This window comes from Methylobacterium sp. WSM2598 (genome assembly GCF_000379105.1).
GTDB lineage: Bacteria > Pseudomonadota > Alphaproteobacteria > Rhizobiales > Beijerinckiaceae > Methylobacterium.
This window is the reverse complement of sequence record NZ_KB900609.1, coordinates 3,098,037-3,119,864: the sequence shown is the minus strand read 5'-3', so window position 1 is coordinate 3,119,864 and position 21,828 is coordinate 3,098,037. Positions and strand designations below refer to the sequence as shown.

The window sequence follows — 21,828 nt, the reverse complement described above, 5'->3', positions numbered from 1 at the left end:
GGCGGCGCGCCCGCCGGCCGCCTCAGTAATCCTGGGGGACCGGCTCGCCGCTCTCCAGGCGAAAATCCTGCGGACGGCCCCAGACCACGAGGCCCGCCGGCCCGCCCGCCGTCACCCGCACGTTCCAGGCCGGGCCGCCCGCGACCGGCCTCACCGCGCCCAGGCGCAGCACGGCGAGGCCGGGCTTGGCGACGAGGCAGCCGTTCTCGGCCAGCCAGCCCGGATCCTGCGCCGCCTTGGCGGCGACCGCGAAGCTGAAGGGGGAGACGCAGAGGAGCGCGCCCTCGCGCACCTGCAGCCGCCGCGGCCGGGCGCCCTCCTCCGCCGCGGCCGCGAGCGGCACGCCGATCACGCCGAGTGCGATCAACCCCCGCCGCATGGTCCGGTCTCCGGCTGTCCCGCGGAACGTCACGGCTCGCAATTGCAATGGTCAACTAACACAACTCGAAGGCGCAGGCACGCGCGCGGCCGCCCGGGCGGACGGCTTGCCGGGCGCGCGCCGGCCCGCTACGCCCCGGCCGGGGGACCGCGGGAGCCATGCCGGTGTCGCACGACGGGAAGACCGGCCGATGACGGGCGCCGGCCAGGATCCGGGCGGTCTGCGCCGCGTGGTGGCGATCGTGGCGGCCCTCAACCTCGGCTATTTCGGGGTCGAGTTCGCTGTGGCGCTCGCCATCGGGTCGGTGTCGCTCTTCGCCGACAGCGTCGACTTCCTGGAGGACGCCGCGGTCAACCTGCTGATCCTGGTGGCTTTGGGCTGGCGCGCGCGCCTGCGCGCCCGGGTCGGGATGGCGATGGCGCTGATCCTGCTCGTGCCCGGCCTCGCCACCCTGTGGACGGCCTACGAGAAGTTCGCCGCGCCGGTGCCGCCGGAGGCGGTGGCGCTCTCGCTCACCGGGCTCGGCGCGCTCGCGGTCAACCTCGCCTGCGCGCTGATGCTGGCCGCCTATCGCGGCCACAGCGGCAGCCTGACCCGCGCGGCCTTCCTGTCGGCCCGCAACGACGCGGTCGCCAACGTGGCGATCGTGCTGGCGGGCCTCGTGACGGCCTTCCTGTGGCCCTCCGCCTGGCCGGACCTGCTGGTCGGGCTCGGCATCGCCGCCATGAACGCGGACGCGGCCCGGGAGGTCTGGGAGGCGGCGCGGGAGGAGCACCGCGCCGAGGCCTGAACCCGCGGCGGCGGGAGCCCCGGCGCGCGGACGCGTCCCCCCAGCGGATCACTCGACGGTGACGGACTTGGCGAGGTTGCGGGGCTGGTCGACGTCTTTGCCCAGCACCACGGCCGTGTGGTAGGCGAGGAGCTGGATCGGCACCGCGTAGACGATCGGCGCCACCACGGCATCCAGCGCCGGCATCCGCAGCGTCGCGAGCGTCTCCAGCCCCGCCGCGTCCGCCCCCGTCGCGTCCCCGATCAGCACGATCCGGCCCCCGCGCGCCGCCACCTCCTGCATGTTCGACACCGTCTTCTCGAAGATCGGGTCGTGCGGCGCGATCACGATCACCGGCACCGCGTCGTCGATGAGCGCGATCGGGCCGTGCTTCAGCTCGCCCGCCGCGTAGCCCTCCGCGTGGATGTAGGAGATCTCCTTCAGCTTCAGCGCGCCCTCCAGCGCCATCGGGTAGGCGGTGCCGCGGCCGAGATAGAGCACGTCGCGCGCCTTCGCGATCTCGCGCGCCAGCACCTCGATCTCCTCCTCGCGCTTGAGCGCCTCGGCCATCAGGCCCGGCACCGTGATCAGCGCGTCGATCAGGCGCCGCTCCTGCGCCGGATCGAGCGTGCCGCGCGCCCGTCCGGCCGCGATGGCGAGGCAGAGGAGGACGGTGAGCTGGCAGGAGAAGGCCTTGGTCGAGGCCACCCCGATCTCCGGCCCGGCGAGCGTCGGCACCACCGCCGAGGCCTCCCGGGCGATCGTCGAGGTCGGCACGTTCACCACCGCCAGCACGTGCTGGCCCTGGGCCTTGGCGTAGCGCAGGGAGGCCAGCGTGTCGGCGGTCTCGCCCGATTGCGAGATCACGAGGGTCAGCCCGCCCGTCTCCAGGGGCGGCTCGCGGTAGCGGGTCTCGGAGGCGACGTCGATCTCGACCGGCAGCCGCGCCAGCTGCTCGAACCAGTACTTGGCCACCAGCCCGGCATAGTAGGCGGTGCCGCAGGCGGTGATCGACAGGCGGGTGAGCGAGGCGAAGTCGAAGGGCAGCGCCTCGGGCAGGCTGATGCGGCCGGCGGCGAGGTCGACGTAGTGGGCGAGCGTGCGGCCCACCACCTCGGGCTGCTCGTAGATCTCCTTGGCCATGAAGTGGCGGTGGTTGCCCTTGTCGACCAGGAAGGCCTGCGTCGCGATCCTCTGCCGGGGCCGGGCGACCACCGCGCCCTGCCGGTCGCGGATCTCGGCGCCCTCCCGGGTCAGGATGGCCCAGTCGCCCTCGTCGAGATACGTGATCTCGTCGGTGAAGGGGGCGAGCGCCAGGGCGTCGGAGCCCAGATAGGTCTCGCCCTCGCCGAAGCCGATGGCGAGCGGCGCGCCGTGGCGGGCGCCGATCAGGAAGTCCTCCTCGCCGGCGAACAGGAAGGCGAGCGCGAAGGCGCCGCGCAGGCGCGGCAGCACGGCCGCCACGGCGGCGACGGGGGAGAGGCCCTCGCGCATGGCCTGGGTGACGGCCTGGGCGACGACCTCGGTGTCGGTCTCGGTCTCGAAGACGCAGCCCTTCGCCTGCAGCTCGGCCTTCAGCTCGCGGAAATTCTCGATGATGCCGTTGTGGACGACCGCGAGGCGGTCGGTGGCGTGCGGGTGGGCGTTGGTCTCGTTGGGCCGGCCGTGGGTGGCCCAGCGGGTATGGCCGATGCCGATCGCGCCCGAGAGGGGGTACTGGAGGAGCTTGAGCTGCAGGTTGGTGAGCTTGCCCTCGGCGCGGCGGCGCTCCAGGCGGCCCTGCTCGAGAGTCGCGATTCCTGCCGAGTCGTAGCCGCGGTACTCGAGCCGCCGCAGGGCGTCGATCACCTGTCCCGCCACGGCCTCACGGCCCACGATACCCACGATGCCGCACATGCTGATCGCCTCGTTCCTGGTCGGCGGCGCCCCGATCCGGGACGGCCGGCCGCCTGTGCACCCGCCCGCCGCAAGCGCCGGACCGCCCGCGCGCGGGCCCTCAGGCGGGCCAGTCTAGCCGCAGCGGCCGCCCGCCCGCCAGCCCATCCGGGCGGGCGCCTCACTCGCGCACGAGCCGCCCGCTGTAGACGACCGGCCCGGTCGGGTTGCCGGAGGGCGAGCCGCCGGGCGGCTCGACCGTGACGGCGAGCATCGCGCCGTCGAGGGCGGCCCGGTCGGCGGCGGGCAGGACGAGCCGGGTGCGCGGCGCGTCGGCGACGAGGCCGAGGGAGCGGGGCGAGGCTCCCTGCGCGACGAACCAGAGTTCGAGGCTGCGCTCGCGCGGCGCCTCGGCGGCGAGGGCGCGCACCTGCACGATCCCGGTCCGCGCGTCGAGGCCGACGACGAGGGCCGGCAGGTCGCCGCCGCGGTCGATCACCGCCAGGTAGCGGGCCTCGGGCGGGTCCGGATGCAGGCCGTCGAGGGCGATGACCAGGGCGAGGCCCGCCGCGAGCGCGCCCGCCGCGAGCGCGATCCGGCGCCAGCGCCGCAGGGCCGGCACCAGGTCGGTCGCGGGCGCGGCGGCGGGCCAGCGCTCCGGCAGGGCGTCGCGGATCGCCGCCCACAGGCCGGCGCTCGGCACCACGGGCGGCACCGCCCCGGCCAGGGGCCCGAGCCGCGCCTCCCAGAAGGCCTGGGCCGCGGCGAGCTTCGGGTCGGAAGCGCGGTCGCGCTCGAAGGCGGCGCGCTGCGCGGCGTCGAGGGTGCCCAGCACGTATTCGGCGGCGCGCAGGTCGGGATCGTCGCTCATCCGGCCCGCTCCAGGCCGCCGCGCAGGATGCGGTCGCGCCGCGCCGGCTCCAGGATGCGCAGGCCGTGCAGGAGGGCCTCGCGGTCGAGGATCTCCGCCTCGCCGTCGCGCGGAGCGGCGATGCGGGCCTGCCAATCCTCTCCGTCCTCACCCTCCGGCATGGGGCCTCCGTCCTGCGGCGGACGACGTCGATGGCGCGATGGCGCGCGACCGCGCTGAGCCGCGCCATCGGGTTCCCGGTCTCCGGCACGGAGGTCGCCGCGCCCTGCCAGATATGCAGGATGACGCCGAGAAGTTTCGATGCGGTGAGGCCGGAGAGCGCCCTCAGCGCCGCCTCGTCCCGGCGGGCGGCCCGGCGCGGCCCTCCCCCGGCGTCAGGCCGACGTTTCCCGCCCCGCGCCCCGCGCCCCGCGCCCCGCCCCGCGCGCCCGGGCGCGGCCCGCGGCCGATGCTCCGGGCCGACCCGCCGCCACGGTCCCATCCTCGCCCGGCCTACGTGGCCGGCTGGACGTCCGGCGGGTTCTCGGCGGGAAGGTGACCGAGATCCGCCTGCCCATAGGCCTGGTGCCGGCTCCGCAGCGAGCCGCGGGCCTGCTGCAGCGGCAGGAAGGCCGAGAAGCCCGTCGCCCGCGGGTCGCTGTAGATCGCCTCCATGCCCCCGCGCATGTGATAGGTCTCGTGCCAGATCGCGGTGCCGCCGCTATCCTTGAGGAAGTTCATCCACCAGGTCCGGTGCGGCTCCGATTTGGCGAAGCGCTCCAGGCTTTCCATGTCGCGCCAGTACCAGCGCATGCCGACATGAAGCGGAAAGAATCCGTAGATGATGTTGTTCTCGTAGTGCAGCAATCCGCCCGGTCGGCCGAGTCCGGCCTTCTCGATCGCCGGGCCGAGGCCGAGCAGAGTCTTCAATCCGAAGAGTGCGCGGACATGCATCCCGAGATACATGACGACGAGATCCGGATACCCGGAGAAGTCGGGGACTCTGCCGGTGTCAGGGCGTCCGATCATGGCCCTTCTCCCCTCCCTGCCGCGACGAGGAGAGTACAGGCATCGGGCAGGTTCCGCCACCGGGCGCGCCGACCCGGTGGGCCGGCCCGGACGGGCCGCGGCCCTCCCGGGCCCGGCCGTCTCAGCCCCTGTCCTTGTCCTTGGCCTTGGCCCAGCCGGGCTTCACCACCTGCCGGCCGCGGCCGAGGGCCAGCGCCTCGGGCGGGACGTCGTCGGTGATCACCGAGCCCGACCCGACATAGGCCCCCTCCCCGATCGCCACCGGCGCCACCAGCGCCGAGTTCGAGCCGACGAAGGCCCCCGCGCCGATCACGGTGCGGTGCTTGCGCAGGCCGTCGTAGTTGCACGTGATGGTGCCGGCCCCGAGATTCGCCCGCGGCCCCACCTCGGCATCGCCCACGTAGGAGAGGTGGTTGACCTTGGCGCCCGCGCCGATCGCGGCGTTCTTGACCTCGACGAAGTTGCCGATGCGCGCCCCCGTCGCCAGCACGGCGCCGGGCCGCAGGCGCGCGTAGGGGCCGATGACCACCCCCGGCTCCAGCACCGCCTGCTCCAGGTGCGAGAAGGCGTGGATGACGCAGCCGTCGCCCACGCTCACGCCCGGCCCGAACACCACGTGCGGCTCCACCACCACGTCGCGGCCGAGCCGCGTGTCGTGGCTGAGGAAGACGGTCTCGGGGGCGATCAGGGTCGCGCCGCCCAGCATCGCGGCCCGCCGCAGCCGCTGCTGCAGGGTCGCCTCGGCGGCGGCGAGCTGGACCCGATCGTTGACGCCCTGCGCCTCGGCCTCCTCGACCGGCACGACCGCGACCCGCCCGCCCGCCCGCACGGCGAGGGCCACCGCGTCCGGCAGGTAGTACTCGCCGGCCGCGTTGGCGTTGCCGATCCGGTCGAGGAGGTCGAGGGCGAGCCGCCCCGACAGCGCCATCAGCCCGGCATTGCTCAGGCGGACCCGGCGCTCCTCGGGGCTCGCATCCTTCTCCTCGCGGATCGCCACCACCCGGTCGCCCTCGGTGAGCACCCGCCCGTAGCCGGTCGGGTCGGCGGCCTCGAAGGCCAGCACGGCGAGGGCGGCCCCCTCGGCGAGGGGCGCGCGCAGGCGCGCGTAGGTCTCGGGCCGGATCAGCGGCGTGTCGCCGAAGGCCACCAGCACGTCGTCGTGGCCCGCCTCCAGGGCGGCCCGGGCCGCCAGCACCGCGTGCGCGGTGCCGAGGCGCTCGGCCTGAGGGAAGACTTCCGCGCCCGGCGCCGCCGCCGCCACCGCCGCCGCCACGTCCGCCCGGCCGGGCTCGGCCACCACCGCGAGGCCGGTCGCCCCCGCCTCGCGCACCGCGGCGAGCACGTGGGCGAGCATCGGCCGGCCGGCCAGCGGGTGCAGCACCTTCGGCAGGTCGGAGCGCATGCGCGTGCCCTTCCCGGCCGCGAGGACGACGCAGAGGAGCGAGCGGGCGCCCGCGGGTGTCGGGGTCGAGGTCATCGGGCTCATCGTCGAGTGGCGCTCCGCCCGATCTAGCCGGATCCCGCGCCCGGGCAAAGCCGAGGCCCGGGCCCGGCGGGAGCGGCCCCGGCACAATCTTAACGTCCAGTTCAGCCTCCGTCGTGGTAAACGGCGCGGGAGCCCACCCCCGGAACGGATGCATGACGCGACGACGCCCCGCCTCGCCCCGGCCGACCCACGCGCGAGAGATCCAGGCCCCCGCCCGCGACGCGGCGGCCGGCCTCGACCGCCGCGCCGTGCTGGCGCTCGCCGGTGCCTTCGCGGCGGGCGGCGCCCTCGCGCCGACGGGCGCCCGCGCGGAGGATCCGCCCGCGCCGCCGGCGCTCGGGGACGGCGAGCGCTTCGACCCGGCCGCGGTGGTGGCCCTGGCCCGGGCGCTGGCGGCCAAGCCCTACGCAGCCCCGCCCTCCGCCCTGCCGGACGCCTTCGGCAAGCTCACCTACGAGCAGTACATCGCGATCCGGCCGAAGCCCGAACTCCTGATCTGGCGCGGGGAGGGCCGCGGCTTCGTGGTCGAGCCCCTGCACCGGGGCTACCTGTTCACGAACCCGGTCAGCCTGCACACGGTCGAGGACGGGATCGTCCGGCGCATCCCCTACGACCGCGACCTGTTCGAGTTCCGCAAGACCGCCCCGCCCGAGGCCGGCCGCGACCTCGGCTTCTCGGGCTTCCGCCTCTACGGGAGCTTCGGGGGCGGGCCGCCCGCCGATTGCGCGATCTTCCAGGGCGCCTCGTTCTTCCGGGCCCTCGCCGCGGGCCAGAGCTACGGCATCACCGCGCGCGCCCTCACCCTGCGCCCGGCCGAGGCGCGGGGCGAGGAATTCCCGCTCTTCCGGGCCTTCTGGCTGGAGCGGCCGGGCCCGGCCAGCACCCAGATCGTGATGCACGCGCTGATCGATTCCGACTCCGCCGCCGCGGCCCTGCGCATGACGCTGCGCCCGGGCGACGCCACCATCGTGGACATCGAGGCGACCCTGTGCCCGCGCACCAGCCTCGACCATGTCGGGCTCGGCGGCATGACGGGCGCCTACCTGTTCGGCCCGGCCGACCACCGCAACACCGACGACGCCCGCCCCGCCGCCCACGAGATCGGCGGCCTGCAGATCCGCAACGGCGGGGGCGAGGCGCTCTGGCGGCCCGTGCAGAACCCCGAGACGCTGCAGATCTCCTCCTTCCTCGACCAGGACCCGAAGGGGTTCGGCCTCGTGCAGCGCCACCGCGACTACGCGGATTACCAGGACGACGTGCAGCACTGGGAGCGCCGCCCGAGCCTGTGGATCGAGCCCTTCGGCACCTGGCAGCCCGGCCAGGAGCAGCGCGGCTGGGGCCCAGGCGCGGTCCAGCTCATCGAGATCCCGAGCGAGTCCGAGGTCAACGAGAACATCCTGGCCTATTGGCGGCCCAAGGAGCCGATCGCCAGGGAGACCGCCTTCACCTTCCGGCAATACTGGTGCTGGGACGTGCCGGGGGCGCCGCCCCTGGCGCGCTGCACCGGCACGCGGATCGGCAAGGGCAGTTCGGGCAAGCGCCGCCTCTTCCTCGTCGACTTCGCGGGCGACGCGCTCTTCGCCCCGGAGGTGAGGCCCGAATCCCTGAAGCTCGCGGTCACGGCCTCGCCGGGGACGATCGTGCAGCCCAAGCCCGACGCGCCGCCGGTGAAGCGCGACCCGCAATTCCGCCCCCTCCTCTATCTCTATCCCGAGCGCAAGACGGTGCGCGCCGTCTTCGAACTGGACCCGGGCGGCGAGACCGCCTGCGAGATGCGCCTCGTCGTCAAGAACGGCGACCAACCCGTCAGTGAGACATGGCTGTTTCGTTGGACCCCGTGATGCCGCGCGCCTCCGGCGCACCGGCGGTGCCGCCCGAGGCGCCCCTCGCCATGCCGGTGCAGGACCTGCGCCGCTGGTCCCCCCTCGCGGCCCATCGCGGCGCGGCGCATCCGAGCCCGAGGGCCGCGCGGCTGTTCGTGTTCGGGGCGGCGGCCCTGCTCACCGCCTACGGCGCCTACGAGATGTACGAGGTCGTGACGGTGGCGGGCAGCGCCACCGTCCTGCAGCTGCTCCTGCTGCTGCTGTTCACGCTCAACTTCTCCTGGATCGCCCTCGCCTTCACCTCGGCGCTGCTCGGCTTCGGGGCGCTGCTGCGCCGCCGCCCCGCGGCCGCGCCGCGCGGGCCCCTGACGCGCCGCACCGCCGTCGTGATGCCGGTCTACAACGAGGCCACCGCGCGCACCTTCGCGGCGATCGAGGCGATGCGCGAGTCGATCGAGGCCACCGGCGAGGGCGCGCGCTTCGACTACTGGATCCTGTCGGATTCGACCCAGGCCGATGCCTGGATCGCCGAGGAGCGGGCCTTCCTCGCCCTGCGCGAGCGGCTCGGGGCCGGGGCGCGCCTGTACTACCGCCACCGGCCGAAGAACCACCACCGCAAGGCCGGCAACATCGCCGACTTCGTCACCCGCTGGGGCGGGCACTACGACCACATGCTGGTGCTCGACGCCGACAGCCTGATGAGCGGCGAATGCGTGGTGCGGCTCGCCGCCGCCATGGAGGCGGATCCGGATGCCGGCATCGTCCAGTCGCTGCCGCTCATCATCAACCGCAACACCCTGTTCGCCCGCGTGCAGCAATTCGCGGCCCGGATCTACGGGCCGGTCATCGCCACGGGCCTCGCCCTGTGGTCGGGGCGGGACGGGAATTACTGGGGCCACAACGCGATCATCCGCACCCGGGCCTTCGCGGAGCAGTGCGGGCTGCCGGACCTGCCGGGCCGGCCGCCCTTCGGCGGCCACGTGCTCAGCCACGACTTCGTCGAGGCGGCGCTGATCCGGCGCGGCGGCTGGAGCGTGTCCATGCTCCCCGACCTCGCCGGCTCCTACGAGGAGAGCCCGCCCTCGCTGATCGACATCGCCGTCCGCGACCGGCGCTGGGCGCAGGGGAACCTGCAGCATTCCCGCATCATCGCGGCGGCGGGGCTGAAGCTCGCCTCCCGCCAGCACTTCGCGACCGGCATCGCGGGCTACGTCGCCTCGCCGCTCTGGGCGGCGCAGCTCGTGGTCGGCATCGCGCTCGCCCTGCAGACCGCCTATATCCGCCCGGAATATTTCCCGAGCGAGTTCCGGCTCTACCCGGTCTGGCCGCGCTTCGACCCGGTGCGCGCGCTCCAGCTCTTCGGGCTGACCATGGGCATCCTGCTGGCGCCGAAGCTGTTCGGCCTGATCCTGGCGCTCCTCGACGCGACGGTGCGGCGGGCCTGCGGGGGGGCGCCGCGCCTCATCCTGTCGGCGCTGATCGAGACCCTGCTCTCGGCCCTGATCGCGCCGATCGCGATGCTGATCCAGTCGGGCTCGGTGCTGCAGATCCTGCTCGGGCGCGACACCGGCTGGAACCCGCAGCGCCGCGACGACGGCTCGATCCCGCTGCGCGACATCGTCCGGCGCCACCGCTGGCACACGCTGCTGGGCCTCGTCTCGGGGGCGGCCGCCTTCGCGATCGCGACCTCGCTGTTCCTGTGGATGTCGCCGACGATCCTCGGCCTCGTGCTGGCGATCCCGCTCTCCTGGGCGAGCGGCCAGCTGGCCTGGGGCCTCGCCCTCAAGCGGCGCGGCCTTCTGATGACGCCCGAGGAGCGCGCGCCGCCGCCGATCGCCGTGCGGGCCCGGGCGATCGAGGCCGAGAACGCCGCCCGCGGCTTCGACGAGGCCGACGCGCTCTGGGCACTCCACGCCGAGCCGGCCCTGCGGGAGGCCCACCTCGCCATGCTGCCGCCCCCGGCGTCGCGGCGCCGCGGCGCGATCGAGGCCGAGCGGGTGCTGGCCGAGGCGAAGCTCGGCGAGGCCGTGAGCGTCGGCGAGGCGGCGTCCTGGCTCACCCCGAAGGAGCGGATGGCGGCCCTGCACGCGCCCGCGCTGGTGGCGCGGCTGGCGGAGCTGCCGCGCTAGGGCGCGGGACCGCGGCGGGAGCCCGGAAGCGACCCGGCGCGCCCCGCCCGCTGCCGGATCCGCCCGATCCCGTCGGGACGGCGGCCCGGCCATCCCGGATTGTCGACATCAAAGGCTTGGCGACTCAGAGGCTTGGCCAGTCAGAGGCTTGGCGACGATCCGAGAACGGAACCAGCGGTCATGTCTCATGATACCAAATCCGCTTGATCCCTTCGGGATTGCGGATTTGGGCTTCGCTCAGGCGCCGCGCAGGCGTGTGATCCGGGATCCGCTTCGATCAAGCGGATCCCGTATGGCCGCTGATTTCAGAGCGCCTCGCCGCGCATCAGCCGCGGCTGTGCGCCGCGCAGGCCCGCCGCCTCCCGGATGAACAGGCGCTTGAGCGCGGGCAGCCGGTCCACCAGCCCGAGGCCGAGGTCCCGCGCGAGGCGGACCGGCAGGGCGTCGTTCGAGAACAGGCGGTTGAGCCCGTCCGTCGCCGCCCCCATGGCGAGCGTGTCGGCCCGGCGGCTGCGCTCGTAGGAATCCAGCACCTCGGGCCCGCCCGGATCGAGGCCGAGCCGCATCGCGTCGGCGAGCACCTCGGCCAGCGCCGCCGCGCTCTTGAGGCCGAGATTGAGGCCCTGGCCGGCGATCGGGTGGATCAGGTGGGCGGCGTCGCCCAGGAGCGCGAGGCGCGGGGCGTGGAAGCGCCGGGCCATCCCGAAGGCGAGCGGGTAGGCGCGCAGGCCGGTCTCGAGGGCGATCCGGCCCAGGGTCAGGCCGAAGCGGCGCTCGACCTCCGCCAGGGCCTCCTCGGGCCCGCCGCCGAGCAGCGCCGGCACGTCGGCCTGCCGCTCGGTCCAGACGATCGAGGAGCGGTGGCCGAGGGACCCGCCCGGCGACAGCGGCAGCACCGCGAAGGGGCCGGAGGGCAGGAAGTGCTCGATCGCCCGGCCCTCGTGGTCGCGCTCGTGCGAGACCGTCGCGACGATGCCCGATTGCGGGTAGGACCAGCCGATCCAGCTGATCCCCGCCGCCTCCCGCAGGCGCGAGCGCGCCCCGTCCGCCGCCACGACGAGGCTCGCGCGCAGGGCGCGCCCGTCCGCGAGGCGGGCCGTGATCGCGTCGCGCTCCGGCACGGCCGCCGCGACCGGGTTCGGGTCGAGCACCGCGCCGGCCGCCTCCGTGGCCCGCCGCAGGGCTTGCAGGAGGGCGGCGCCCTCCACCATGTGCGCGAAGGGCTCGCCCTCCTCCACCTCGCCCGCGAAGGTCAGGAAGGCCGGCCGCACCGGGTCGGACAGGCGGCTGTCGGTGATGACCATCTCGCGGATCGGCTGCGCGCCCGCCGCCACCGCCTCCCAGACGCCGAGCCGGGCCAGCATCCGCCGCCCGCCCGCCGCCACCGCGTAGGCGCGCAGGTCCGGCTTGGCGCGCGGATCGGCGGCCCGCGCGAAGGCCGGGTCGCAAACCGTGATCCGCACCGCCTCGCCGAGGGCGCGCCGCAGGCCGAGCGCCAGGGACAGGCCGGGCAGCCCGCCCCCCGCGACGACGATCTCCCGATGAGGCCGAGCCCGTTCCGCCATGCCGCCCTCCCTGCGCCGCCCCCCCATAGCATGCCGGGCGCGGCGCCGCCGCTTGACGGGCCGCGCGACCCCGCGCCAGATCGCCCCTCCCCGCCCCCGGGCGGCCGAACGGACGAGCCCGAGCGGACAAGCCGATGACGCGTGCGGTCGACGACCTCCTCGCCCTCCTCGATCTGGAGCAGCTGGAGCAGAACCTGTTTCGCGGCCGCTCGCCCAAGGACCGCTGGCAGCGCGTCTTCGGCGGTCAGGTGATCGGGCAGGCCCTCGTGGCGGCGACCCGCACGGTGCCGGCCGAGCGCCGGCCCCACTCGCTCCACGCCTATTTCCTGCTCGGCGGCGACCCGCGCGTGCCGATCATCTACGAGGTCGACCGCATCCGCGACGGGCGCAGCTTCACCACGCGGCGCGTCAACGCGATCCAGCACGGCCGCCCGATCTTCTCGATGTCGGCCTCCTTCCACCTGGAGGAGCCGGGCTTCGACCACCAGCTGCCGATGCCGGACGTGCCCATGCCCGAGGCCCTCGGCGACGAGAGCAGCCTGAAGGCCACGATCATGCCGGGCATGCCCGATCCGGTCCGGGCCTATTTCGAGCGCGAGCGCCCGATCGAGCTGCGGCCCGTCGAGTTCGAGCGCTACGCCGCGCCCGCCCCGCGCGCGCCGCGCTTCCACGTCTGGATCCGCGCCACCGGCCCGCTGCCCGACGACCCGGCCGTGCACCAGAGCGTGCTCGCCTACGCCTCCGACATGACGCTGCTCGACACCTCGCTCGTCGCCCACGGGCGGACCGTCTTCGAGCGCACGATCCAGCCCGCGAGCCTCGACCACGCGCTGTGGTTCCACCGGCCGTTCCGCGCCGACGAGTGGCTGCTCTACGCCCAGGACAGCCCGAGCGCCTCGGGCGCCTGCGGCTTCGCCCGCGGGCTGATCTTCACCCGCGACGGCACCCTGGTCGCCTCCGTGGCCCAGGAGGGCATGATCCGCCCGGTCCGCGAGGAGGCCTGATCCGTTTTCCGGAAGATCACTTCCGGAAAACGGATGCCAAGCCCGCGCGGCGCCTGAGCGAGGCCGACATCCGCATGGCGAAGCAAGCAATCGGATGTCGCAGGAGGCCGGGCCGGCGCGCCGCCCCGGCCCGCTTTTGCTTAATCGATTTGCAACTGCTTATATTTTGTTCAGTCCTGCCGGCCCGATCGGCTTCAATCTCCGCAATCGGCTCAGGAACCGGGCAGCTTGTCCGTAAGGCCCGGTGCCGACGCTGGCACGTTCCTTGATACGCCGGGCCGCGAACGGGAGCGCAGCGACCTCAGTGCTCCCCGCTCACGCGTCCGTCCGGATCCTCACGGGGCGGACCGGGCGCCAATCGGAAAGGGGGCACGACCCATGAAGATCGTCATGGCCATCATCAAGCCGTTCAAGCTGGAGGAGGTCCGCGACGCCCTCACCAGCATCGGCGTGCACGGCCTGACCGTGACCGAAGTCAAGGGCTACGGGCGGCAGAAGGGCCATACGGAGATCTACCGCGGGGCCGAGTACGCGGTGAGCTTCCTCCCCAAGCTGAAGATCGAGGTGGCGGTGGCGGCCGACCTCGTCGCCAGCGTCGTCGACACGATCGCGGCCGCGGCCCGGACCGGTCAGATCGGCGACGGCAAGATCTTCGTGCTGCCGCTCGAGAAGGCGGTCCGCATCCGCACCGGCGAGACCGACGCGGACGCGCTCTGACCCGCCCCGCCCGCGAGGCGCCCCTGCCACCTGACCCGCTTGTGACGAGACCGATCGGGAGTTCCGTTTCCATGAAGCTTCGCAACCTCTTGGCTCTCGGCCTGGGAGGCGCCGCCCTGGCGCTTCTCCTGGTGGAGCCGTCGCTGGCGCAGACGCCGGCCCCCGAGGCCGCGCCGGCCGCGGCCGCCGCGCCGGTGCCCAACAAGGGCGACACCGCCTGGATGCTCGTGTCCTCCGCCATGGTGCTGCTGATGTCGGTGCCGGGCCTCGCCCTGTTCTACGGCGGCCTCGTCCGCACCAAGAACATGCTGTCGCTGCTCACTCAGGTCTTCGCCATCGTCAGCCTCGTCGGCATCCTCTGGGTGTTCTACGGCTACAGCCTGTCCTTCACCAACGGCGGCGGCCTCAACGACTTCGTGGGCGGCTTCTCCAAGGCGTTCCTGAAGGGTGTCGACGCGAACGCCACCGCAGCCACCTTCTCGAACGGGGTCTACATCCCCGAATACGTCTACATCTGCTTCCAGATGACGTTCGCGATGATCACCCCGGCGCTGATCGTCGGCGCCTTCGCGGAGCGGATGAAGTTCTCGGCCCTGATGCTGTTCATTACGCTGTGGGTGACCTTCATCTACTTCCCGATGGCGCATATGGTCTGGTACTGGGCGGGCCCGGACGCGGTCGGCAACGCCGCCAAGGCGCTCGCCGCGGCGACCGACGAGACCGCCAAGAAGGCCGCGCAGGACGCCCTCGACGCCGCCAACGCCGATGCGGGCATGCTCTTCAAGTGGGGCGCCCTCGACTTCGCGGGCGGCACCGTGGTGCACATCAATGCCGGCATCGCGGGCCTCGTCGGCTGCCTGCTGATCGGCAAGCGCATCGGCTACGGCCGCGACCTCCTCGCCCCGCACTCGCTGACCATGACCATGATCGGCGCCTCGCTCCTGTGGGTGGGCTGGTTCGGCTTCAACGCCGGCTCGAACCTGGAGGCCAACGGCAGCGCGGCGCTCGCGATGCTCAACACCTTCGTGGCCACCTGCGCGGCGGGCCTGTCCTGGCTCTTCGTCGAGTGGGCGGCCAAGGGCAAGCCCTCGCTGCTCGGCATGCTGTCGGGCGCGGTGGCCGGCCTCGTCGCCGTCACCCCGGCCTGCGGCTTCGCCGGCCCGATGGGCTCGATCGTCCTCGGCCTCGTGGCGGGCGCCGCCTGCTTCGTGATGTGCTCGGCGGTGAAGAACGCCATCGGCTACGACGACAGCCTCGACGTGTTCGGCGTGCACTGCATCGGCGGGATCATCGGCGCCCTCGCGACCGGCATCCTGGTCAACCCGGCCCTCGGCGGCACCGGGGCGCCCGACTACGCCACCAAGCCCGGCGAGATGGTCGCGGCGGCCTACGAGTTCGGTCCCGCCTTCCTGTCCCAGGCCAAGGCGGTCGGCTTCACCATCCTGTGGTCGGGCATCGGCTCGGCGATCCTCTACAAGGTCGTGGACCTGATCGTCGGCCTGCGCGTCACCCAGGAGGAGGAGCGCGAGGGCCTCGATCTCGCCGATCACGGCGAGCGCGCCTACAATTACTGAGATCGGGCGCCGCCCGGAACGGGCGGTCCCTCACGGCGGCGCGAGCCCCGGTCCTCACGGGCCGGGGCTCGCCTCGTTGAGGGGCCGCCCCGGATCGGCGGCGGCCCGCCGTCGCTCGCCCGCGACCCGGCTGCGGGTCGCCCGCGACCCGGTTGCGGGTCGCCGCAATGTTGTCATGGAATCGCCGCGCGCGGACCCCGATCTGTCGCGATCGGTCGGGCGGCTGGACCGATGTTCGGCCCTCGGCCCCGCGGCGGTGCGCGGCCGATACGGGCATTGTCGGCGATCCATTAGCCTTAAACGCGCATTAAGGCGCGCGAACCTAGGATCGGGCAGGTCCCGCGTACCCGGTATCGCTCCCGCATGCGTTCGCTTCGCCGCTCGGCATCGCCCTACGATGCACTCGTCGACACGCTCCGCTCCTTCCTGAAGCGGCGCGTGACCGAGCTGGCGGGGCTCTCGCTCCTGCTCGGCGCGGTCGCCTTCGTGCTCGCCCTGGCAACCTGGTCGATCGACGACCCGAGCCTCAACCACGCCACGAGCCGCCCGGCCCGCAACCTCCTGGGTTCGGTCGGCGCCGTCGTCTCCGACCTCGGCATGCAGCTGATCGGGTTCGGCTCCCTCGCCCTCTCGCTGCCGCTGGCGGTGTGGGGCGTGCACTTGCTGCGCACGCACCGGCTCGGCCGCCTGCGGGCCCGGCTCGGCCTCTGGCTGGCCGGGGCGGGCGCGGCGAGCGCGGTGGCGAGCGCCCTGCCGCCGACCGCCCGCTGGCCGCTGCCGAGCGGCCTCGGCGGTGTCGCCGGGGACGGGCTGCTGGCCGCCGCCAAGGCGGTGCTGGGCCCGCTCGGGGCGGTCGCGGGCTTCGGCTTCGCGGCGGCGGCGGTGATCTGCGTCACGGCCGCCTGCAACCTCTCCGAGGGCGATGCCGAGGAGGATCTCGACCTCGACCTGCCCCCGCCCACGCGGGTCGCGGGCCGCCGCCCGGCCGGGCGGCGGCCGGCCGAGGAGGAGGGCGTGGGCTTCGGGGTCGCCAGCCTCGACGCGCTGGCGCAGCTGGTCCTGGGCGCCCGCGATCACGTGGCCCGGCAGGTCGGCACGTGGCGCGCGGCGCGCTCGGGCGCGGCGGTGGACGAGGCGGACGAGGCCTCCCCGGCCCTCGCGGCCCGGCGCGCCTTCGCGGAGGGCGACGAGGCCCTGTGGGACGAGTCCCCGGCGGCGCCCGGCCGGCGCGAGCCCACCTTCGACGACCCCCGGCCGGCGCCCGCCCCGCCGCGCGCGCCGGCGCCCGAGGCGGCGCCGCGCACCCGCGTCGCCCCGCCCCCGGCGCCCCTCGCCGGCCGCCGGGCGCCGCCCCCGCCCCAGGCGGAGCCGGGCAGCTACGAGATGCCGGCCATGGCGCTCCTCGCCGAGCCGCGCAGCCCCGCCCCGAGCGCCGCGGTCTCGACGGACGCGCTGGAGCAGAACGCCACCCTGCTCGAATCGACGCTGGAGGATTTCGGGGTGCGCGGCGAGATCCTGGCCGTGCGGCCCGGCCCCGTCGTCACCCTCTACGAGCTCGAACCGGCGCCGGGCACCAAGTCGTCGCGGGTGATCTCGCTCGCCGACGACATCGCCCGCTCGATGTCGGCGATCTCCGCCCGCGTCGCCGTCGTCCAGGGCCGCAACGCCATCGGCATCGAGCTCCCCAACGCCAAGCGCGAGACCGTCTACCTGCGCGAGATCCTCAGCAGCCCCGCCTTCGCCGAGACCAAGCAGAAGCTCGCCCTCTGCCTGGGCAAGAACATCGGCGGCGAGGCGATCATCGCCGACCTCGCCCGCATGCCCCACCTGCTCGTCGCCGGCACCACCGGCTCGGGCAAGTCGGTGGCCATCAACACCATGATCCTCTCCCTCCTCTACCGCATGAAGCCCGAGGAGTGCCGCCTGATCATGGTCGATCCCAAGATGCTCGAACTCTCCGTCTACGACGGCATCCCCCACCTGCTCTCGCCCGTGGTGACCGACCCCAAGAAGGCGGTGATCGCCCTGAAATGGGCGGTGCGCGAGATGGAGGAGCGCTACAAGAAGATGTCGAAGCTCGGTGTGCGCAACATCGACGGGTTCAACGCGCGGGTGGCGGAGGCGCGCGAGCGGGGCGAGGTGATCACCCGGACGGTGCAGACCGGCTTCGACCGGGAGACCGGGGAGGCGGTGTACGAGGACGAGGTGATGGACCTCGGGGCGCTTCCCTACATCGTGGTGATCGTGGACGAGATGGCCGACCTGATGATGGTGGCCGGCAAGGACATCGAGGGGGCGATCCAGCGGCTGGCCCAGATGGCGCGGGCGGCGGGGATCCACCTGATCATGGCCACGCAGCGCCCGTCGGTGGACGTGATCACGGGGACGATCAAGGCGAACTTCCCGACGCGGATCAGCTTCCAGGTGACGAGCAAGATCGACTCGCGCACGATCCTGGGCGAGATGGGGGCCGAGCAGCTGCTGGGCCAGGGCGACATGCTGTTCATGGCCGGGGGCGGGCGCACGACGCGGGTGCACGGCCCGTTCGTGTCGGACGACGAGGTCGAGGCGGTGGTCGCCCACCTCAAGCGCCAGGGCCGCCCCGCCTACCTCGACGCCGTCACGGCGGACGAGGAGGAGGCGGCCGAGGCCGCCGCGGCCGAGACCGCGGTGTTCGACCAGGGCAGCTTCGCCGATCCGGGGGCCGACCTCTACGAGCAGGCGGTGGCGGTGGTGCTGCGGGACAAGAAGGCGTCGACGAGCTACATCCAGCGTCGGCTGCAGATCGGCTACAACCGGGCGGCCTCGCTGATGGAGCGGATGGAGAAGGAGGGCATCGTCGGCCCCGCCAACCACGCCGGCAAGCGCGAGATCCTGGTCGAGGCCGAGGATTGCGACGCCTGAACCCGGGCGGCGGGCGCGCGGCGACCGCCCGCGCCCGCGGATCCCGGCCTCCTGCGCCGGGACGGGACCGCGCGGGGCGGTCCGGCATGGACCGGCGGTGATCCGCGACGACCGCCGGCCTCGGGAGCTTCCGGATCCCGCCGGGGGCCTTTGGATCCCGCCGGGGGCTGCGGACTCCCGCGCTCAGGCGGCCGCGCGGTCGTGGCGGCCCTCCTTGACCTCCTCGATGATCTTCGCCGAGAAGGCGTCGAGGTCGCCGGGATTGCGGCTGGTGATGATGCCCTTGTCGGTCACCACCGCCTGGTCGAGCCACTCGGCCCCGGCATTGACGACGTCGGTCTTGATCGACGCGTAGGAGGTCATCCGGCGGCCCTTGGCGGCGCCGACCTCCACGAGGAGCCAGGGCGCGTGGCAGATCGCGGCCACCACCTTCCCGCTCGCCAGGAAGGCGCGCAGGATCTCCAGCGCCTTCGGCTCGAGCCGGAGCTTGTCGGGGTTGATCTGTCCGCCGGGCAGGACCAGGGCGTCGAATCCGGCCGGGTCCACGCTCTCGATGTCGGCGTCGACCTTCACCGGGCGGCCCCAATCCTTCATGTCCCAGCCCCGGATCGCCTCGGGGGTCTGGCGCGACTTCGGCGCCGCCACCGTGACCTGCGCGCCGGCCTCGCTCAGCTTGGCCTTCGGCACTTCCAGTTCGGACTGCTCGAAACCGTCCGTCGCCATGATGAGGATCTTCGCCTGCCGGATATCGGGCATGCTGCGTCTCCGCGGGTTGAGGGGTTCGGCGGGGCAACCGACGCAGGGGCAGGCAGTTCCGGCCTGCGGCCGTTTGGCCCCCACCCCGGTTCCCGACCGGCGCACCCGACACCGCGCCGGAACCGCCCGGACAGCCCTCGGTTGTTCCCCGACACGCGAGACAGGAGGCCCGCCCATGGCCAATCCCGGTCTGCCCAATCCCGGCGGAACGCCGCCGACCGACGTGCCGCCGCGTCCCCCGGACGAGCTGCCCGATACCGGCCCGACCGGGCCGCGCAGCCCGTACCCGGTCAACGATCCCGGCGTGAGCGACCCCAGGGGACCCGGCTCCGAGCCCGACTACCTGCCGGGCGCCCCGACCGATCCCGGGACGCGCTTCTGACGCCTCAGGTCAACGGCCCGGGATGCAGACGCATCGGGCCGTTGACCCTCCCGGATTGTCGACACCAAGCCTATGGCTTGGCGCGAAAGATGGCTTGGTGCGGGAGCTAGCTTGGCGCGAGAGCTAGCTTGGCGCCAATTCGAGAACCGAACCGGCGGTCATCAGACATGAGCGCCGGGATCAGTGGCCGCCATGCGACGTGCGTACGTCGCGCGGCGCGTTCAGGATCTCGGTGAGGCTCGTCGCCACGTGGCGGGCCTCCTCGTCCGTGAGGCGCAGCTGGAAGGGCGGCAGCGCGCCGGCCTGCAGGGCCACCACCGCCTGGCCGCTCTCGTCCGTCCCCACCTCGATCACCGGCGAGGTGACGTCCAGCATCGCGACGTCCTCCTCGCTCATCTCGCTGGCCGCATCCCCCTCCTCGCCCTCGTCGATCGCGGTCAGGAGCTGACCGACCGCGCGCACCAGCGCGCGGGCCGCCCGCGCATCCATGATCACCGCGGTGGCCTGATCGTCCTTCTGGAACGAGAGCTGGATGTTGGAGCCTTCGAGGGAAACCGAGATACCCGCCATGAACGATCCGAGTGTCAGCGCACCCGTTCTATATGGGGAGTGCGGCACGGAAGCGACAGGCAAGGTCGCGGAGCTGGCCTGAACCGCGTGCACGGGCGAAACGGCGGGCCGCCTCCCCGCGTTGTCGGGGCGGAGCCCCCGCCGGAGAGGCCCGCGCGGGCTCCGCCCGCCGCCGCAGAGGGAGGCCCCCATGGCCCGCACCACGCCCGCGCAGAAGCAGACGATCGAACGGGTGATGCACGCGTTCAAGGAGGGCGACCTCGCCCAGAACGGCGGCCGGCCCGTGACCGACCCGAAGCAGGCCATCGCGATCGCGCTGCGCGAGGCCGGCGCCTCCAACCAGCAGAGCCCGGAGGCGAACCGCGCCAGCTTCCGCCGCACCCGCCGCGAGGAGAGGGCGGCCCGGGCGCGGGCGAGCCGCGCCGAGCTCTACGCGGAGGCGAAGCGCCGCAATATCCCGGGCCGGTCCCGCATGAGCCGGGGCGAACTGGAGCAGGCCCTCGATCGTTGAGCCAGGATCCGCCCCGCGAGGGCCCCCTCCGCGAGGGGCCCACGCCCCGCGGGGCCTCACGAAGGCAGGCGCATGAGTTCGAAGCAGCCGAAGACCACCACCCCCACCGATGCGGACCTCAAGGGCAATCCCGGCATCGGCACCAGCAAGGGCATGACCCGGGCCGGCGCCGATCCGGAGGAGCTCGAAGGCGACAACACCGTCGAGGGCGACGTCGCCAACGACGTCACGCCCCAGGGCGGCATCGACCCCAACCAGCGCGGGCGCACCAATCCGTGAGCCGCTCGGCGCGTCCCGCGCCGCGCCGCGCGGCCTTGTTCCGGCCCCATACGCTCCCTACATGGGGTTCAGCGAATCGGGCCGACGACTTGCGCCTGATGCAAGCCGGGCCGGTCGGCCCATCGCTCTCCCCACCGCAGACGCCGTCGCGCCGAACAGCCCGTCAGGCCGCTTCGGTCGGGGATTCCTGCACGAGACGAGGACGACGTTAGTGAATACCGGAACTGTCAAGTGGTTCAACGACCAGAAGGGCTACGGCTTCATCCAGCCGGATGACGGGGGCAAGGACGTGTTCGTCCACATCTCCGCCGTGGAGCGGGCCGGCCTGCGCGGACTCGCCGAGGGGCAGAAAGTCTCCTACGAGCTGCAGACCGACAAGCGTAGCGGGAAGGTCGCCGCCGCCAACCTTCAGGCCGCCTGAGGGACGTGTTCCCGGCGGGCCGCTCGACGGCCCGCCTCCCAAGCGGCGGGCCGCCCGGCCCGTCCGCGGGCGGTGCGCCGCCCCGGCGTCGAACAGTTCCGGCGCCCACCAGGACGTCACAGGCGCTCGCTCACGAGCGCTGCAATGAGACAAGAAAAGACATCATGATATTCGAGTACACGCGGCGCTGCGGCGCCCCCACCGTCTTTAACGACGGCGTCACGTTCCATGTCGACCAGATCAGCCGCGTCCATGACGGCAACGGACCGGTCGACGTGAGTCACCTCATCGACAGGAGCTACGGCTACCACTCGTCGCGCGAGCTGCGCTGGCACCTCGCGGAGCGCTTCGGCCTGACGCCGAACGCCGTGGCCCTGCGCGAGGCGCACTGACCTTCCAAGAGACTCCTCCCCGAGAGACTCCTCCCACGAGGACCCGGATCATGCCCGAGGCGGGCCGGCGCGGGGCGCCGGCCCGCCTCTTCGCGTGAAGCGGACCTTCCTGCCCCGCGCGGCGCGGGCTCATGCCGCAGCGTTGCTGGTGCCGGCATCGGTCACGCGGGTCGCGAACGCGATGACGTTGCTCGCCTGAAGGGCCGAACCGCCGGATTCGCGCCCCTCCGACAGATGTTGCGTCCGCTGGGGCCCCGCGAATGCGATCCAGCGGGCGATCTTGCCCTTGGGATTGCGCTCGTGAACGCGCTGCATCCGCCGACGGGCCCAGGGCGGCACGGGACCGAAATCGCTCAAATCTGCCTCCATTCACCACGTTGCCAGCAGAGGCGATTGACATGTCTCCGTCATCA

The 21,828-nt window shown here is 73.4% G+C and carries 22 protein-coding genes; 12 read left to right on the top strand and 10 right to left on the bottom strand.

Annotated elements, in window-relative coordinates; genetic code table 11:
• Window positions 1-22: 22 nt before the first annotated feature.
• Window positions 23-379 carry a hypothetical protein gene (locus MET2598_RS0114640; protein ID WP_012335211.1) on the bottom strand — a complete coding sequence of 119 codons (357 nt, stop codon included), beginning with the start codon at window positions 377-379 and terminating at the stop codon, window positions 23-25.
• Window positions 380-569: 190 nt separating this feature from the next.
• On the opposite strand from MET2598_RS0114640, the gene MET2598_RS0114635 reads away from it, so the two are divergent.
• Window positions 570-1,169 carry a cation transporter gene (locus MET2598_RS0114635; protein WP_012335210.1) on the top strand — a complete coding sequence of 200 codons (600 nt, stop codon included), beginning with the start codon at window positions 570-572 and terminating at the stop codon, window positions 1,167-1,169.
• Window positions 1,170-1,217: 48 nt separating this feature from the next.
• Here the strand turns inward: MET2598_RS0114635 and glmS are convergent, their stop codons facing one another.
• From glmS to glmU, 5 genes are all read right to left on the bottom strand, one after another.
• Window positions 1,218-3,044 carry a glutamine--fructose-6-phosphate transaminase (isomerizing) gene (glmS, locus tag MET2598_RS0114630; protein ID WP_018261310.1) on the bottom strand — a complete coding sequence of 609 codons (1,827 nt, stop codon included), beginning with the start codon at window positions 3,042-3,044 and terminating at the stop codon, window positions 1,218-1,220.
• 160 nt (window positions 3,045-3,204) lie between these two features.
• Window positions 3,205-3,894, bottom strand: coding sequence for an anti-sigma factor (locus tag MET2598_RS0114625; RefSeq protein WP_018261309.1), 690 nt, complete (start codon window positions 3,892-3,894; stop codon window positions 3,205-3,207).
• Complete coding sequence (locus MET2598_RS41080) at window positions 3,891-4,055, bottom strand: hypothetical protein (protein ID WP_018261308.1); 165 nt, start codon at window positions 4,053-4,055, stop codon at window positions 3,891-3,893. The genes MET2598_RS0114625 and MET2598_RS41080 overlap by 4 nt, the downstream gene beginning before the upstream one ends.
• 331 nt (window positions 4,056-4,386) lie before the next feature.
• Window positions 4,387-4,902, bottom strand: a complete 516-nt coding sequence (locus MET2598_RS0114615; protein WP_026190722.1) for a DUF4188 domain-containing protein — start codon at window positions 4,900-4,902, stop codon at window positions 4,387-4,389.
• Between the two features lie 121 nt (window positions 4,903-5,023).
• Window positions 5,024-6,379 (bottom strand): bifunctional UDP-N-acetylglucosamine diphosphorylase/glucosamine-1-phosphate N-acetyltransferase GlmU, encoded by a 1,356-nt coding sequence (gene glmU / locus MET2598_RS0114610; protein ID WP_012335205.1) that lies wholly within the window; start codon window positions 6,377-6,379, stop codon window positions 5,024-5,026.
• 161 nt (window positions 6,380-6,540) lie between these two features.
• Between glmU and MET2598_RS0114605 the strand changes: the two genes are divergently transcribed.
• Both MET2598_RS0114605 and mdoH read left to right on the top strand, forming a co-directional pair.
• Window positions 6,541-8,229, top strand: a complete 1,689-nt coding sequence (locus MET2598_RS0114605; RefSeq protein WP_012335204.1) for a glucan biosynthesis protein D — start codon at window positions 6,541-6,543, stop codon at window positions 8,227-8,229.
• Window positions 8,229-10,340 carry a glucans biosynthesis glucosyltransferase MdoH gene (mdoH, locus tag MET2598_RS0114600; RefSeq protein ID WP_012335203.1) on the top strand — a complete coding sequence of 704 codons (2,112 nt, stop codon included), beginning with the start codon at window positions 8,229-8,231 and terminating at the stop codon, window positions 10,338-10,340. Before MET2598_RS0114605 ends, mdoH begins: the two co-directional genes overlap by 1 nt.
• Before the next feature lie 305 nt (window positions 10,341-10,645).
• Here mdoH and MET2598_RS0114595 read toward each other — a convergent pair whose 3' ends face one another.
• Window positions 10,646-11,905: an FAD-dependent monooxygenase gene (locus MET2598_RS0114595; RefSeq protein ID WP_018261306.1), complete on the bottom strand. Its 1,260-nt coding sequence runs from the start codon at window positions 11,903-11,905 to the stop codon at window positions 10,646-10,648.
• Window positions 11,906-12,039: 134 nt separating this feature from the next.
• Between MET2598_RS0114595 and tesB the strand changes: the two genes are divergently transcribed.
• The 4 genes from tesB (at window position 12,040) to MET2598_RS0114575 (ending at window position 18,104) form a co-directional block, all read left to right on the top strand.
• A complete protein-coding gene (tesB, locus tag MET2598_RS0114590; RefSeq protein WP_012335201.1) occupies window positions 12,040-12,909 on the top strand; it encodes an acyl-CoA thioesterase II in 870 nt (289 codons plus the stop codon).
• Between the two features lie 378 nt (window positions 12,910-13,287).
• Window positions 13,288-13,626: a P-II family nitrogen regulator gene (locus MET2598_RS0114585; protein WP_012335200.1), complete on the top strand. Its 339-nt coding sequence runs from the start codon at window positions 13,288-13,290 to the stop codon at window positions 13,624-13,626.
• 71 nt (window positions 13,627-13,697) lie between these two features.
• Complete coding sequence (locus MET2598_RS0114580) at window positions 13,698-15,200, top strand: ammonium transporter (RefSeq protein ID WP_012335199.1); 1,503 nt, start codon at window positions 13,698-13,700, stop codon at window positions 15,198-15,200.
• Window positions 15,201-15,563: 363 nt separating this feature from the next.
• Window positions 15,564-18,104 carry an FtsK/SpoIIIE family DNA translocase gene (locus MET2598_RS0114575; RefSeq protein ID WP_018261305.1) on the top strand — a complete coding sequence of 847 codons (2,541 nt, stop codon included), beginning with the start codon at window positions 15,564-15,566 and terminating at the stop codon, window positions 18,102-18,104.
• 183 nt (window positions 18,105-18,287) lie between these two features.
• Here the strand turns inward: MET2598_RS0114575 and MET2598_RS0114570 are convergent, their stop codons facing one another.
• Window positions 18,288-18,860, bottom strand: a complete 573-nt coding sequence (locus MET2598_RS0114570; protein WP_018261304.1) for a type 1 glutamine amidotransferase domain-containing protein — start codon at window positions 18,858-18,860, stop codon at window positions 18,288-18,290.
• Window positions 18,861-19,035: 175 nt separating this feature from the next.
• On the opposite strand from MET2598_RS0114570, the gene MET2598_RS0114565 reads away from it, so the two are divergent.
• Window positions 19,036-19,242, top strand: coding sequence for a hypothetical protein (locus tag MET2598_RS0114565; protein ID WP_012335196.1), 207 nt, complete (start codon window positions 19,036-19,038; stop codon window positions 19,240-19,242).
• A 180-nt stretch (window positions 19,243-19,422) separates the two neighbouring features.
• Here the strand turns inward: MET2598_RS0114565 and MET2598_RS0114560 are convergent, their stop codons facing one another.
• Window positions 19,423-19,812 (bottom strand): hypothetical protein, encoded by a 390-nt coding sequence (locus tag MET2598_RS0114560; protein WP_012335195.1) that lies wholly within the window; start codon window positions 19,810-19,812, stop codon window positions 19,423-19,425.
• Window positions 19,813-20,002: 190 nt separating this feature from the next.
• Here MET2598_RS0114560 and MET2598_RS0114555 point away from each other — a divergent pair, with 190 nt between their 5' ends.
• The 4 genes from MET2598_RS0114555 to MET2598_RS0114540 all read left to right on the top strand — a co-directional run bounded on the left by MET2598_RS0114555 (window position 20,003) and on the right by MET2598_RS0114540 (window position 21,415).
• Window positions 20,003-20,323 (top strand): DUF6496 domain-containing protein, encoded by a 321-nt coding sequence (locus MET2598_RS0114555; protein ID WP_012335194.1) that lies wholly within the window; start codon window positions 20,003-20,005, stop codon window positions 20,321-20,323.
• A 72-nt stretch (window positions 20,324-20,395) separates the two neighbouring features.
• Window positions 20,396-20,602 carry a hypothetical protein gene (locus MET2598_RS0114550; protein WP_018261303.1) on the top strand — a complete coding sequence of 69 codons (207 nt, stop codon included), beginning with the start codon at window positions 20,396-20,398 and terminating at the stop codon, window positions 20,600-20,602.
• Window positions 20,603-20,813: 211 nt separating this feature from the next.
• The gene (locus MET2598_RS0114545; protein WP_012335192.1) at window positions 20,814-21,023 is read left to right on the top strand and encodes a cold-shock protein; all 210 of its coding nucleotides are present in this window, start codon (window positions 20,814-20,816) and stop codon (window positions 21,021-21,023) included.
• A 164-nt stretch (window positions 21,024-21,187) separates the two neighbouring features.
• Entirely contained in the window at window positions 21,188-21,415 is a 228-nt protein-coding gene (locus MET2598_RS0114540) for a hypothetical protein (RefSeq protein WP_012335191.1), read from the top strand.
• Window positions 21,416-21,544: 129 nt separating this feature from the next.
• Here the strand turns inward: MET2598_RS0114540 and MET2598_RS0114535 are convergent, their stop codons facing one another.
• Window positions 21,545-21,772, bottom strand: coding sequence for a hypothetical protein (locus tag MET2598_RS0114535; RefSeq protein ID WP_012335190.1), 228 nt, complete (start codon window positions 21,770-21,772; stop codon window positions 21,545-21,547).
• Between the last annotated feature and the right edge of the window lie 56 nt (window positions 21,773-21,828).

Coding starts and splice junctions, on each gene's coding strand:
- MET2598_RS0114640 (WP_012335211.1), bottom strand. CDS start 379: ATGCGGCGGGGGTTGATCGCACTCGGCGTGATCGGCGTGCCGCTCGCG.
- MET2598_RS0114635 (WP_012335210.1), top strand. CDS start 570: ATGACGGGCGCCGGCCAGGATCCGGGCGGTCTGCGCCGCGTGGTGGCG.
- glmS (WP_018261310.1), bottom strand. CDS start 3,044: ATGTGCGGCATCGTGGGTATCGTGGGCCGTGAGGCCGTGGCGGGACAG.
- MET2598_RS0114625 (WP_018261309.1), bottom strand. CDS start 3,894: ATGAGCGACGATCCCGACCTGCGCGCCGCCGAATACGTGCTGGGCACC.
- MET2598_RS41080 (WP_018261308.1), bottom strand. CDS start 4,055: ATGCCGGAGGGTGAGGACGGAGAGGATTGGCAGGCCCGCATCGCCGCT.
- MET2598_RS0114615 (WP_026190722.1), bottom strand. CDS start 4,902: ATGATCGGACGCCCTGACACCGGCAGAGTCCCCGACTTCTCCGGGTAT.
- glmU (WP_012335205.1), bottom strand. CDS start 6,379: ATGACCTCGACCCCGACACCCGCGGGCGCCCGCTCGCTCCTCTGCGTC.
- MET2598_RS0114605 (WP_012335204.1), top strand. CDS start 6,541: ATGACGCGACGACGCCCCGCCTCGCCCCGGCCGACCCACGCGCGAGAG.
- mdoH (WP_012335203.1), top strand. CDS start 8,229: ATGCCGCGCGCCTCCGGCGCACCGGCGGTGCCGCCCGAGGCGCCCCTC.
- MET2598_RS0114595 (WP_018261306.1), bottom strand. CDS start 11,905: ATGGCGGAACGGGCTCGGCCTCATCGGGAGATCGTCGTCGCGGGGGGC.
- tesB (WP_012335201.1), top strand. CDS start 12,040: ATGACGCGTGCGGTCGACGACCTCCTCGCCCTCCTCGATCTGGAGCAG.
- MET2598_RS0114585 (WP_012335200.1), top strand. CDS start 13,288: ATGAAGATCGTCATGGCCATCATCAAGCCGTTCAAGCTGGAGGAGGTC.
- MET2598_RS0114580 (WP_012335199.1), top strand. CDS start 13,698: ATGAAGCTTCGCAACCTCTTGGCTCTCGGCCTGGGAGGCGCCGCCCTG.
- MET2598_RS0114575 (WP_018261305.1), top strand. CDS start 15,564: ATGCGTTCGCTTCGCCGCTCGGCATCGCCCTACGATGCACTCGTCGAC.
- MET2598_RS0114570 (WP_018261304.1), bottom strand. CDS start 18,860: ATGCCCGATATCCGGCAGGCGAAGATCCTCATCATGGCGACGGACGGT.
- MET2598_RS0114565 (WP_012335196.1), top strand. CDS start 19,036: ATGGCCAATCCCGGTCTGCCCAATCCCGGCGGAACGCCGCCGACCGAC.
- MET2598_RS0114560 (WP_012335195.1), bottom strand. CDS start 19,812: ATGGCGGGTATCTCGGTTTCCCTCGAAGGCTCCAACATCCAGCTCTCG.
- MET2598_RS0114555 (WP_012335194.1), top strand. CDS start 20,003: ATGGCCCGCACCACGCCCGCGCAGAAGCAGACGATCGAACGGGTGATG.
- MET2598_RS0114550 (WP_018261303.1), top strand. CDS start 20,396: ATGAGTTCGAAGCAGCCGAAGACCACCACCCCCACCGATGCGGACCTC.
- MET2598_RS0114540 (WP_012335191.1), top strand. CDS start 21,188: ATGATATTCGAGTACACGCGGCGCTGCGGCGCCCCCACCGTCTTTAAC.